Source organism: Paenibacillus sp. SC116 (genome assembly GCF_024733555.1).
GTDB lineage: Bacteria > Bacillota > Bacilli > Paenibacillales > Paenibacillaceae > Paenibacillus_B.
The window spans coordinates 2,693,656-2,708,041 of sequence record NZ_JANIOF010000001.1 but is presented as its reverse complement, the minus strand read 5'-3'; the positions used below and the strand labels follow the sequence as shown (position 1 = coordinate 2,708,041).

At 38.4% G+C, this 14,386-nt stretch carries 7 protein-coding genes and 1 pseudogene; all 8 read left to right on the top strand.

Features of this window, described 5'->3' with window-relative positions:
* Nucleotides 1-428: 428 nt before the first annotated feature.
* Nucleotides 429-559: pseudogene (locus tag NQ117_RS11670) on the top strand (helix-turn-helix domain-containing protein); the annotation flags it as partial.
* A 312-nt stretch (nt 560-871) separates the two neighbouring features.
* A complete protein-coding gene (locus tag NQ117_RS11665; protein ID WP_258278101.1) occupies nt 872-1,162 on the top strand; it encodes a TIGR04540 family protein in 291 nt (96 codons plus the stop codon).
* 3 nt (nt 1,163-1,165) lie between these two features.
* Nucleotides 1,166-1,765: a DUF1819 family protein gene (locus NQ117_RS11660; protein WP_258278100.1), complete on the top strand. Its 600-nt coding sequence runs from the start codon at nt 1,166-1,168 to the stop codon at nt 1,763-1,765.
* Nucleotide 1,766: 1 nt separating this feature from the next.
* Nucleotides 1,767-2,333: a DUF1788 domain-containing protein gene (locus tag NQ117_RS11655; RefSeq protein WP_258278099.1), complete on the top strand. Its 567-nt coding sequence runs from the start codon at nt 1,767-1,769 to the stop codon at nt 2,331-2,333.
* Nucleotides 2,334-2,353: 20 nt separating this feature from the next.
* Nucleotides 2,354-5,917, top strand: coding sequence for a BREX system P-loop protein BrxC (gene brxC, locus NQ117_RS11650; protein ID WP_258278098.1), 3,564 nt, complete (start codon nt 2,354-2,356; stop codon nt 5,915-5,917).
* A gap of 78 nt (nt 5,918-5,995) precedes the next feature.
* Nucleotides 5,996-9,532, top strand: coding sequence for a BREX-1 system adenine-specific DNA-methyltransferase PglX (gene pglX, locus NQ117_RS11645; RefSeq protein WP_258278097.1), 3,537 nt, complete (start codon nt 5,996-5,998; stop codon nt 9,530-9,532).
* Between the two features lie 81 nt (nt 9,533-9,613).
* Nucleotides 9,614-12,166: a BREX-1 system phosphatase PglZ type A gene (gene pglZ, locus NQ117_RS11640; RefSeq protein WP_309137871.1), complete on the top strand. Its 2,553-nt coding sequence runs from the start codon at nt 9,614-9,616 to the stop codon at nt 12,164-12,166.
* An 18-nt stretch (nt 12,167-12,184) separates the two neighbouring features.
* Nucleotides 12,185-14,239, top strand: coding sequence for a protease Lon-related BREX system protein BrxL (brxL, locus tag NQ117_RS11635; RefSeq protein ID WP_258278095.1), 2,055 nt, complete (start codon nt 12,185-12,187; stop codon nt 14,237-14,239).
* Nucleotides 14,240-14,386 lie beyond the last annotated feature (147 nt).

Below are 14,386 nucleotides of genomic sequence, written 5' to 3'. Positions count from 1 at the left end.
ACTATGAAAATCACACAGTCTGTTTACTATGTGCTACTGACATCTAACAGTTCGCACCCATTGAAACTATTTGATGTTGTTTTTTAGGGTCCTTTACTTTTTGTTCTTCCCATTTTTCACATGCTGCGACAAATCCAATAAATCAACAAAATTGATTACAAAGATTTTTTACAACTGACTTTAGTTATTGTCGCTTTGAAATGAAGTCACAGTGTAATCGAGTATATAGTGAAGTCGCGACATGATACAACATGTTACGATGCTCGACGCCTTAGATAATGATCTAGGGCGTTTTTTTCGTGTTTTTGTGTGTAAATGCATGCTGTAACTAAAGTGTAACTGTAAAAGTTGACAATATACACTCGTAGAGTGATAGAACAACAGCTTTGCTTTCACACAACTTGGGTATCAAAAAAAGGGACACGACGATGACTTTTAGTGAAAATCTTTATAAGTAAGAAGACAAAGGGGACTTTTTCAAGACATGTCAGCAGAAAAGTTGAGTACGACAAGACAAGCAATCAGCAAATTGGAAAACGATCGAGGTTTCCCTGAGACGGGGAATTACTCATGCTAGGAATTTTTATGCATATGGATAAAAATCAAAATGAGTTGTACAAAAAATCCATAATGGTTTTATGGAGATTAAGAGGAAGCTTGGGGTACTGTTTTAACCTTATTCAGGATTGGTCTAATGATATTAATACATGCTTCAATATTCGATGATAGTTCAAGCATTTTGTAATATTTACTGAATACTTGATGGATGGAGTCGCTGATATGGCGGTTTTTCTTTTATGCTGCAGGTATCTTCCATTGAGAAAAAAGTAAGAATGAAATAATATTAAAGTATTACTTGATGTGCGACGAGGTGTTAATTTTGGAGATTAAACTGTTCTACAAAACACAAAGAGAACTGGCAACAGTTATAAATGGTGTTGTCGATGGATATTGGGCAAATCTAATTACTGAAGAAGATATGATCAGTAAGGTATCCAGCATTTACACAAATAACCCTATGAAGATATGGAAAGAGAATGAATTTACGACAATTCTCAAACAACAGTGTGGAAAACGACGACTTGAAGTAATTGAAAAGGTGTTACATATGAATGGAATGATTAATGACATAAATTGTTTTGAAGTGAAGGCAGGGAGCTAAACCATGACCATAGAATTAGAATATAGTGCAACCATAACTGGGGCATCGTTCCTATTTTATGAGTTGAAACAGGTAGTAGGACTTAGGGTTCAAGGGCTGGAAGAAGTGGAAATAAAGGAAAAGGTGAACACGGATAATCTATTTCAATATCAGGTCAAGTCGAGCATTAGAAGAAGCTTGCCATCAGTATTGCGAAGAGTAAGTATACTCGATGATGCACTATGTCAAATGGTACTGGAGCAATCGTTAGAATCAGGTAAAATCATTAATCTATATGCAATCATGAAGACGGACAGGCTCTTTTATGAATTTATGAATGAAGTTATCCAAGAGAAGTTTGAAGATGGAAATTATATTTTGGAAAAGAAGGATATTAACTTGTATATTGCATCTAAAGCTGAGCAGAATCCAAGAGTAGCGGCTTGGACGGAACAGACGATGAATAGGTTGAAACAGGTCTATGTTAAGGTTTTATACGATGCAGGAATTTTGAAGGATAAGCAGACAGGTGAATTAAGCAGACTGTTGATGGACGATCAGTTAAAACAGCATTTGATTCAAATCGGAGACACTGCTTATGTAAGAGCAATGGGTGAGGTATAGTATGGCGAATTTGAATAGTAGACTCGACAAGATCATACCGAAGATAAAGGAAGATAAGTTTATTGAGGGTAGAGGATTGGGGAATGAGATTAGCTTTTACGTATTTGATTACGAGCCTGAGCATGAACTTGTAGTAAGAGACTACATCCCACATATATTGAAGGAATTCAATTACGAAGGCTCTGGCCGCAGGCTCATTGAGTTTGATCTATACAAGATGCTTATTGAGATTGCTAAGGAGAAGAGAATATTCGAGCGAATTCCTCAGATGGAAGAGAAGCAGGGGAAGGAAGCTTTGTTTAAAGCGATGGCTAATTTTGCGAAGCCTGATATCTTTCTGCAAAAGATTCAGGAGCAATTGGGCGATCATAACGTCGTAATCATCACAGGCGTGGGGAAGGTTTATCCATTTGTTCGCTCACATAATATCTTGAATAATCTTCAAGAAGTGCTGGATAAAATCCCTGTGATTATGTTCTTCCCAGGCAAGTACGATGGACTATCCTTACGCTTATTCGATCGTTTTAAAGATGATAACTATTATAGGGCATTCCGTTTAGTGGATTAACAACCAGAGGGGGAAGATGTGTGCTAATTAAAGACATGTTTATCAAAGACATCGAACGTAGTATAAAAGGTGTAATTAAGGTCGCCCAGACCGATGAAGATAACATTTATCAGGAACTTGATGAATATGTCGTGACACGAGAGCTGAATAAGCACTTATCTAAGTTTTATGAGAATTATCAGCAAGGGATCGACGGCCATACAGATAAAATGGGCGTTTGGATATCAGGCTTCTTCGGTTCGGGTAAATCACACTTTTTGAAGATCCTAGCTTACTTGCTTGAGAATAAGAAAGCAAAAGACAAGCGAGCAGTAGATTTCTTTGCTAATAAAATTCAAGATGAACTCATCTACGCTAATATGAAGCGAACTGCTAACGTGGATACGGAAGTTATTCTTTTCAATATCGATTCAAAAAGCTCCTTGGATAACAAATCGAAAGAAGATGCCATCCTCAGAGTATTCTCGAAAGTCTTTTACGAGCATCAGGGCTTCTATGGTGATATACCTGGTGTGGCGGAGATGGAGAAGTATCTGACCAAGGAAGGTGTGTACGAGGACTTTAAGCAGGAGTTTAAAGCATCGGCAGGCGAAGAGTGGATAGAACGCAGAAACACTTTCTATTTTGATGCTGACTATGTGATTGGAGCCTTAACAAAGGTTACTTCTATGTCTGAAGAAACAGCGAGAAACTGGTTTGAGAACGGTGTGAATAACTTTGAGATTAGCATCGAGAAGTTTTCGAAGGATGTCAAAGAGTATGTTGCCCAAAAGGGGGACAATTTCCATCTGATTTTCTTGGTCGATGAGATTGGACAGTACATAGGCGACAGCCGACAGCTGATGCTCAACCTTCAAACGTTGGCAGAGGATCTTGGAACGCATGGCTCAGGTAAAGTGTGGATTATGGTGACTTCGCAGGAAAGTATCGATAGCATTGTGAAAGTGAAGGGTGATGACTTTTCTCGTATCCAAGGACGGTTTGATACGAGACTATCTCTATCCTCCATATCGGTAGATGAGGTTATTAAGAAGCGAATTCTCGAAAAGAAGGAACATGTTGCCGATAAGTTGAAGCAAATTTATCATGATGAGAGTGCTGCACTCAAAAACCTAATGAGCTTTAAGGATAGTACTGCGGATTTGCGTGGTTATGAGAACGATTTGGAGTTTGCCGATGTATATCCGTTCCTTCCATACCAGTTTAAGCTGCTTCAGAATGTTTTTGAACAAGTACGTAAGCACGGTAGTTCAGGTAAGCATTTATCAGAAGGGGAACGTTCCATGCTATCAGCCTTCAAAGAGGCTGGTTTACGTTTCAAGGATTCGGAGGAAGGAACACTAATTCCATTCTATGCCTTCTACGATACGATTAAAGAGTTCTTAACTCCAACCATTTCAAGGGTTATTGAAGGTGCATATGAGAATCCAGCATTAAAAGATGATCCGTTTAACATGGATTTGCTTAAAGTGCTATTCATGATTAAGTATATTAAAGAGCTTCCTGCAAATATTGATAATATTGCTACGCTAATGGTTACACAGATCGATGAAGATAAGTTGGCTTTGAAGGAGAAAATTAAGATATCGCTTCGTAAACTGATATCCCAAACACTAATTCAGAAGAATGGTGAATTCTACTTGTTCTTGACGGATGATGAGCAGGATATTAACCGTGAGATCAAAGGTGTGAAGATTGAAGAGGATGTCATTAAGCGGGAGCTTGCTACTTATATCTATCAGGACTTATACGATGACAAGAGATATCGTTATTCTTCTCAGTACCAATTCTCCTATAATCAGAAGATGGATGAGAAGAATATCGGTAATCAAACATCGAGCATCGGCATTAATATTCTTTCGCCGCTCTCAGATCATTACGCCAAGTCAGATCAAGAGTTGATGCTCATGTCTTCTGGTACAGGCGAGATGATTCTCAAGCTGGGTGCGAATGAAGCTTATGTGGAAGAGATCGAAGAAGTGCTCAAGATTGAAGAGTATCGGAAGAAGATAAACCCGTCACAACTCCCAGAAAGCATTCAGAACATCTTGAACAATAAACAATCTGAGGCGAGAGATCGCAGGCGTAGAGTGAGAGATATGCTGGAAGAAGCCATCAAAGGTGGCGTATTCTTCATTAATGGTAATAGAGCTGAGATCAAAGGTTCAGCAGTTAAAGAGCGGATTAATGCTGGCTTCCTGTCGTTGGTCGAGAATGTGTATACAAAGCTTGGTTATATTAAGACGTACTTGGACTCAGAGAAGGATCTGATTGCGATCTTGAGAAGAAATACCGAGCAATTGACTATTGATGGAGCGGCTACGAGTGCGAATGAGTTGGCAGTCAAAGAAGTCATGGACTTTATCAGCTTGCAGGACAGCATTCAGAAGCAAATTCGAGTCAAAGTGTTATTAGATCGCTTTAAGGATAAGCCTTACGGTTGGAAAGATCTCGACATTGCAGGCTTGATTGCGGAGTTAATGAAAGAACAACGGATTCGATTGAGACTTAATTCGGAATATATGGGGCCAGAAGATGGAAATGCTGTTAATGCTTTGACCAAGGCAAGTGAAGTCGATAAGGTCATCGTTGTGAAACGGGTTATCGTTGACGAATCACTGCTGAAAGTTGCGAAAAACATCTGTAGGCAAGTGTTCAATAAAACAGACGTAGCAGATGATGAGGATGGGTTGGTAAGAGATATTCGAGGATTGATTGAAGATCAGGTAAAAGAGATCAATGCACTCAAGAATCGCTACGAAGGAAGAAAGTACCCTGGTAGTAGTCTATTAGACAAAGGATCGGATTATTTCGATGAATTTACAAAAGGATTAGATAACGTCTCGTTCTTCACGAAGCTTCGTGATTTTGAAGATAATTTGTTGGAATGGGAAGAAGATGTTACGTATGTGAAAAGTTTCTTCGCTTCACAAAAGGACATCTTTGATAAAGGACTTCGTGCAATCGAGAAGTACAAAGACAACGATGTTTATTTATCAGATGACGAGATTAAAGGCAATGCTGAAACGTTGCGAGCGATCTTAACGGAAGTACAACCTTATCGAAAAATCAAGGACATACCTGAGCTTGTGAATAAAATTGATGAGCAGATTCAGGCGATACTTGAAGAAAAGAAATTAGCGGCGAAAAGTGTCATCCAACTGGATCTCGATCATCTTACTTTACGTGCTAATGAGGATGGAGTTTCCGAAGAAACAAGGAAAAAAATTCTGGATTACTACAATAATTTATACAGCGGTATGAATGAGTTAACCGATATCTTTAAAGTGGATGCGACTATAACACAAAGCGCCGCCTTTAGAGATAGACAAGATATCACAATCAATCGTGAGATTCATGAATTTGAGAAAAAACAAGTGGAACAACCAGAAGCAGTGGTTGAAGGAAAAGAGCCATATGTAGCAGTGAAAACAGTTCCTCAGAGAGAACGAGTAAGAGTGAATAATTTGCTGGCTACTAAGACTTTACGGACAGAAGAAGATGTAGATATGTTGTTGAATACATTGTCAGCAAGGCTGAAGCAGATTATTAAGAGTAACAAACAAATCGAGTTTATTGATTAATCCAATGTGCCGTGGCTTAGGTCATGGCACTCTGACTATTGTATGAAAAAATCCTGTATGGGTTGGTGAATAACACGCATGAATAAGACAGCATTGAAAAACTTAGCGACGAATGCTCGTAAAGAATTGATTGAGAAAGTCAAAGCAAGGGCTTTTAAAATAGGGATTACCGAGGAGAATATAAAGAAGGCTCATATAGAAAGTTCGGGTGCTATATATATTGATGGTAAACCACTTAGTTCAATTGAAAAGGAACAACGTGATAAACTTATTTCTCGCATAAATGAAATAGGGTTTAAGCAGGTTGTAGAGGAAGTAGCCTACACTTGGTTTAATCGGTTCACTGCATTGCGGTTTATGGAGGTAAATAATTATCTCCCTACCAAGGTAAGAGTATTATCGTCCAGTAATTCCGATAGTTCCGAGCCTGATATTATTAAAGAGGCATTGACTGTAGATTTAGAAATTGATAAAGAGTTGGTTTATGAGTGGAAGATCAACAACAAGACAGAAGAGCTATACAAGTATTTAATTATTGAACAGTGCAATGCATTGAATAAAGTTCTCCCCTTTATGTTTGAAACTATTGACGATTATAAAGCGATACTGTTTCCAGAGGGACTATTGGCGAAAAATTCATTTCTTCGGGAGATGACAGATGTAACAGCTATTCTAGAACAGGATTGGGAAGATGTCGAGATCATAGGTTGGATGTATCAATTTTATATTTCAGAAAAGAAGGATCAGGTATTTGCTGACCTCAAGATGAACATTAAAATTAGCAAAGATAATATTCCAGCCGCAACGCAACTCTTTACTCCTAATTGGTTAGTCAAATATATGGTAGAGAATTCGTTGGGACGAATATGGTTGGAGAGTTATCCAGAAACTTCTTTGAAATCATGCTATAAGTATTATTTAGATGAATCGCAACAAGAAGAGCCTGTGATTACTAATCTTGAAAAGATTCAATACAATATCATAAATCCTGAGGAAATTACTTTTTTTGATCCTTCCTGTGGCAGTGGTCATATCCTTGTTTATGCATTTGATGTTCTATACGATATATATCTTGAGAAAGGGTATATTGATAGAGAGATACCCAAACTAATATTGGAAAAGAACTTATTTGGATTAGATATTGACGAACGTGCAGTTCAATTAGCCTCATTTTCCCTTATGATGAAGGCAAGAGGGAAGTCTCGAAGGGTATTCGAACAGGGGATTAAGCTAAACATAAGTGCAATTCAAGAAACTAACTGGATTACTAATGATATAATAAATGTTTTGGTGGACGAAAACTCAACTATTCATAAGCAAGATAATCAGAGAGGAATATTGGAGTACCTGAGAGATGTTTTTAGAGATTCCAAAGAGTATGGATCTATTTTAAATGTAAAACCATTAGATTTGGATTTTTTGGAAAAACAGTTGATTGAGTTCGCAAACGATTCAGTGGATCAAGGAGATATTACACAACTTATAGCTAAAATTGAAATATTAGAGAAACTCCCAAATATCTTATTGCAGGCGAAAGTAATGGGGTTTAAGTATGATGTAGTTTGTACCAATCCCCCCTATATGGGGAGTGGTGGAATGAATGATAAAGTTTCTAAATATGTAAAAAAACACCATTCAAATAGTAAATCAGATATGTTTGCTGTTTTTATTGAAAAATGTCTTGAATATACAAAAGAGAATGGTTATAATGCGATGCTAACTATGCATTCTTGGATGTTTTTATCGAGTTTTAAAGAATTGAGAAAAAATATATTGAGCAAAAATATTATTAATTTGATTCACATTGGCTACAATTCATTCCCTGAATTGAATTCAAAAGTTGCACAAGCCGTTTCTTTTGTTATCAAGAATAATAATATTGAATCATATACTTCGAAATATTTGGATTTAACAAATAAATACCCTCAATCTTTTGATAAAGAGAATGCCTTTGATATTGAGAAAAATAATGGATATTTTCTAAGGAAAGTGAAAGACTTCATCATGTTGCCAGAAAGTCCAATTGCATACTGGATGGGTGCAGGGTTAAGGAATGCTTTTATTAAAGGAAATGCGTTGTCGGAAATAGGTACTACTCGGTTAGGAATGACAACTGGCGATAATAATAAATTCACAAGATTTTGGCATGAGGTAGACCAAAATAAATTGTGTCTATCTGCTCAGAACAGTGAGCAATTTTTATCAACTGGTGCAAAGTGGGTTCCATACAACAAGGGGGGGAAATACAGAAAGTGGTATGGTAATAATGATGTAGTGCTTAATTGGGAACAGAATGGTTTCGAAATTAAGAATTTTAAAGATGATAATGGACGTATTCGTTCAACCGTTCCTAACACTGAGTATTATTTTCAAGAATGTTTGTCATGGTCAAAAGTTACTTCAGGAGACATTGCATTTAGATACAAAGAAAATGGTTTTATTTTTGACGTAGCTGGTGCTTGTTTATTCGTTGACGATCAAGAACTTCATTATATATTAGGATTTGTAAACTCAAAAATTGCTTCAACGATATTGTCTATATTATCTCCTACACTCAACTATGAAGGAAGTCACGTATCAAGTTTGCCAATAATGTTATCCGAAGAATATAAAGATCGCATCGAGGAACTTGTAAGACAAAATATATCTATATCTAAATCGGATTGGGATAGATTCGAGTCGAGTTGGAATTTCAAAATAAATAGCCTGATCAAGCACAAAAGTAATACTATAATGCATTCATTTAAGAATTTGCAAGAATATAGTGAAAAGCAATTCACTCAGCTTAAAACAAATGAAGAAGAACTAAATCGTATTTTTATAGAAATATATGGATTGGAAGACGAGGTATCACCAGAAGTTGATGAAGGTAATGTTTCGTTACGTAAAACTGACCTAAAACTTGAAGTGAAATCATTTTTATCCTACGCTGTAGGTTGTATGTTTGGAAGGTATTCACTGGATTCAGAAGGCCTTGTTTTTGCAGGAGGGAACTATAATCTTGAAAAATACCGATTGTTTTCTGCTGATAAAGATAATATTCTTCCAATAGTCTCAGGAGGTTACTTTGAAGACGATATAGTGTCCAAATTTTTAGAGATTGTCAAAGTGGTGTTCGGAGAAGAAATATTAGCAGAAAATCTTGAGTACCTCGCTGAGACTCTCGGAAAGAAAGACGGTGAGTCAGTAAAAGAGACTCTTAAGAGGTACTACTTGAATGATTTTTACAAAGATCATTTACAAACATACAAAAAGAGACCAATTTATTGGCTCTTCACATCTGGAAAACAAAAGGCATTCAACTGCTTAATCTACATGCATCGTTATGACAAATCGACACTATCGAGAATAAGAACGGATTACCTACATGAGCTTCAGATTCGGATGGATGTTGAGAAAAAAACACTGCTCGATGTTATTAATGGAGATGGTACAACTAAAGAAATCGCCAATGCGAAGAAAGAACTCAAGTCCCTTGACTTGAAGATCGAAGAACTACGAGCATACGATGAAAAACTTCGTCACATGGCGGATATGCAAATCGAGATTGACTTGGATGATGGTGTTGCTGTCAATTATGCTAAATTCGAAGGCTTACTCGCTCCAATCAAATAAATTGGGTACAATAGGGATATGCCAGATAGTCTTGGTATATCCCTGTTTTAGCTGAGATAAAGGTGTTGATAAATCGTGAATATGGGTGAAATAACAAAATCACTACAAGAAGCTTTTTTGCAACCGCTCCTTGAGGGCGAGCAACGTAGGATCATCTTTTGGTTTGATAAAGATCAGGAGTTTGCTGAATACATACATGAGATTTCTATAGAGAACATCAAGGTACATAAGTTAACTGAAGGGAATAACTTTTACACGAAGGTATTGCTAGAAGAAGAGGATCCAACTTCTAATTATTTGATGTATTCCAACTCGGACATGAGTATTGAGGATAATTGGTTGTTGGATACGCTCCTTTATTCTAAGGAATTTTATGCAGATAAAATATCTCTCATCATGAATGAGATGAATATTGATTCATCTCTCCGAGGTTCAGTGAAGAAATACGAGAAGTTTTTTGGGAATAAGGATCGGGTTCGGAAATTTAAAGGGTTCGAGGTCTCGGTATTTACTGAAGGAACGATTGAATTGGTAATGATGAGTGCGTTGTGCAATCTCAAGACACCTGATTTCGAAGATGTACTGAAAGTTGTTCTTATGGATACACTTGATGACAACCATAACAAATATTTTGATTCAATTTCAAAGTACGTTGGGTCAGATGTGTTTTGGAATACAGTAGCTGAGCGATATGGATATGAGCAAAGTCAAAAGACACTCAAAACGTTGTTTATTCATTTGACTGTAACTTCTCTGAGCCATGCGGTGAACGACGAATATCTTTCGCGGATAAAGAACTATATTGCCACTCGGAACAGATCCAATGCATTGGTATTCATCGATCACTGGATGCATCACAAAACGGATTATTACATCTATGATCAGTATGCTGAAATTATTGAGAAGGAAATCAAACTATCTGATATTGTGAATCAACTTCCTGTAGAGGAATTCAAATCGGCGGATACATTCCCTTACTTCGATAAAGCCATCATTATCTATATAGCCAACAGTCTGGAAGAGAGGATGGAGGATTATGATACATATATGAAATTGATAAACCTTCGTAGAGCAAAGCACTACTACGAGCGATATCAATCTGTGTATGAAGCTTTGTATTACACGGTTAAGATGTTCGAATTCCACAAGAAATACAGTATGGGTATCCCGAAAGCGCAAGCTGTGGACATGTACCGTGCCTATGTAAATGACTATCACCACATGGACATGTTCTATCGAAAGTTCTATGTTGCATATGACAATAACTCCAACAGTGAAATCTTGAAGAAGCTCAAAGTGATGGTTGAAAACTTATATACGAATTGGTATATGGGCGAATTATGCGCTAATTGGTCTGCAGCTGTGCAAGAAGAGATGAAATCAAGCTGGGTACTTCCAGGTATTCAAAGTCAGAAGGACTTCTATAGAAGCTTTGTTGCACCTAAAGTCTATAATGGTGATCGGGTATTTGTCATTATCTCCGATGCTCTGCGTTATGAAATAGCAAGTGATTTGGCGGATAAGCTTAATTCAGAAACGATTGGAGCTTGTGAGATTCAACCATTGTTGGGGGTGGTCCCTTCTGTTACCAAGATGGGAATGGCATCACTACTACCTCATAAGGAATTAGATATTGACCTGAGCGGTAATGTATTGGTTAATGGGAAATCTTCAAGTGGTTTAGAGAATCGAATCGGTATCTTACAAGCCGCAATAGCCGAAAGTACAGCCGTTCACTTCCAAGAGATGAAAAACATGAATAAGGCTGGACGCAGAGAAACATTCAAAGGCAAGAAGCTGGTGTACATTTATCACGACAGCATCGATGCAACTGGAGATAAGGCCTCTACAGAGGTTTATACGTTCACAGCGGCGGAGAGAGCTATTGATGAGTTGTACGATATAGTTAAGATCATTAGAGATGATCTGAGCGGTACGAATATCTTCATCACGGCAGACCATGGCTTCGTCTACCAACGTGAGGCGTTAGAGGAAAGTGACAAGATCGAGAAGGAAGGTATTCAAGCTTTGGAAGTAAAACGAAGACATCTTTTCTCGCAGGAGAAAGGGGAACGAAGTGGTCTTCTTGATATCAACATGGACAGCTTGATAAAGAATGAGCATCAAATCACCACTTATGTACCAAAGGCAACGATCCGTTTCAAGATCCAAGGAGCTGGTGCTAACTTCGTTCATGGAGGAGCTAGCCTGCAAGAGATAGTAGTGCCATTGATTTCATTCAAAAATATTCGTAGTGGGCAGAAGAACAGCCGTGAAATCGAGAAAGTGGACGTGAAGCTCACGAACACCATAAGAAAGATTACGAATAGCTTGTTCAGTCTTACCTTCTTCCAGACAGAGAAGGTGGAGGACAAACGAATACCTCGAACGGTAAAAGTATATATGACGGATGATGCTGACAACGTGATTAGCAACGAGGAAATGCTTATATGTGACCGTATCTCGGATAAGCCAGATGAGCGCACATTCAAGCTCCGGTTTGCTCTGAAGTCAATACCATACGATAAGAACGCTAACTATTACCTCATTACTAAAGATGAAGAGACGAATGTGATTGTAGAGAAAACATCATTTTCGATTAATTTAGGCATTGTTAGCGATTTTGATTTTTAGAGGAGAGGAGGAAGCTGAATGGAACCAATAAGTGAGGAACTGTCATCGGATTTAGACCATAAGCTGAACGACGTATTTTCGGGAAGAGTCGTCCGAAAAGACTTAACGAAGCTGATGAAAGAAGGGGCGAATGTCCCAGTTTATGTCCTTGAATATTTACTTGGCATGTATGCGGCAACAGACGATGAAGATACCCTTAGGGAAGGGAGCGAACGAGTAAAAAAGATCCTTTCGGAGAACTTTGTACGACCTGATGAAGCGGAGAAGATCAAATCCAGAATTCGAGAGTTGGGTCAGTATTCCATCATTGATAAGATCACGGTCACACTCAATGAAAAAATTGATTCCTATGTAGCAGAATTCTCGAACTTAGGTCTCAAGGGTGTTCCCATTTCGCCAAGCTATGTAAAAGAGTTCGATAAGCTTTTGGCAGGTGGGATTTGGTGCATGCTAAAGATGGATTATTTCTTCGATGAAGAAGTAAAGAATAGTAATCCTTTCAGCATTAGTAGCTTAAAACCGATACAAATGCCGAACATGGATCTTAACGAGGTATTTGAGGGTAGAAAGAGCTTCACGAAAGAGGAATGGATCGATCTACTTATTCGCTCGACTGGTATGGAGCCGACACAATTAGAGGATAGGGTGAAATGGCATCTCCTGCTTAGACTTGTACCGCTTGTTGAGAATAACTACAACATGTGTGAACTGGGGCCAAGAGGAACGGGGAAGTCGCATGTGTATAAAGAGATATCTCCTAACTCGATCCTTGTATCTGGTGGCCAATCTACTGTAGCTAATCTATTTTATAATATGTCCACTAAGAAAGTAGGACTCGTGGGTTTATGGGATACAGTGGCTTTCGACGAGGTAGCTGGAATAACATTTAAAGATAAAGACGGCATTCAGATCATGAAGGATTACATGGCTTCAGGATCGTTTGCACGGGGAAGAGAAGAGAAAGCAGCATCTGCTTCTATGGTTTTCGTAGGTAATATCAATCAGAGCCTTGATTCGTTGATTAAGACATCACATCTGTTCGCACCATTTCCTGAAGCAATGGCGAACGATTCAGCTTTCTTTGATCGGATGCATTACTATCTACCAGGCTGGGAAATTCCGAAAATGCGACCTGACTTCTTTACGGACAAGTACGGTTTTATTGTGGATTACATGGCTGAATACTTTAGGGAAATGCGGAAACGCTCGTTTGCGGATGCCATTGATCGGTACTTTAAGTTGGGAAATAACTTGAACCAACGTGATGTCATAGCAGTTCGTAAAACCGTGTCGGGTTTCATAAAACTCTTGTATCCTAATGGTGATTATTCGAGAGATGATGTAGAAGAAGTTCTGAAATATGCGCTTGAAGGTAGAAGAAGAGTTAAAGAACAACTCAAGAAAATCGGTGGCATGGAGTTTTACGATGTTCACTTCTCCTACATTGATAAAGAAACGTTGAGTGAAGAGTATGTTTCTGTTCCAGAGCAGGGTGGCGGGAAGCTCATTCCTGAAGGCATGGGTAAGCCAGGGCATGTGTATACGGTAGGGCATGGTGATTCTGGCATGATAGGGGTTTACAAGCTGGAAAACCAAGTTGTTTCAGGTTCGGGTAAGTTTGAAAAGTCGGGTGTTGGAACTCATCGTGGGGCGAAAGAAAGCTTGGATACAGCATTCCGTTACTTTACGTCTAACAGTAAAAGTATCAGCAGCTCGATTAGTACCAAGACAAAGGACTATTTGATGCATATTAGCGATTTGCAAGGGATTGGTTTGACCGACGAGTTGGCGATTGCTCAGCTGATTGGACTTTGTTCAGGCGCGATAGAACGCCCTGTTCAAGAGAGTCTGGTGATACTTGGAAACATGACCGTTGGTGGTACGATTGCTAAGGTTGAGGAGTTTGCGAATACACTTCAGGTTTGTGTAGATGCAGGAGCAAAGAAAGTGTTAATACCTGCCTCTTCTGTAGTAGATTTTCAGACGGTTCCACCGGATTTGCTTATTAAGTTACAGCCAGTGTTCTACTCAGATCCGACCGATGCCGTGTTTAAGGCGTTGGGCGTGGGATAAATGTATGGAAGATAGGATAGATAAAATCATTACTGAACTTGACTGCAGTTTCCTTACATATAATGATAGGGTGGAAGACTGTTGTATAGTGCCATTTGCTTGTTTAAACTCGTTAGACAGGCCATTATTAAATGGGAAAATGGTCAA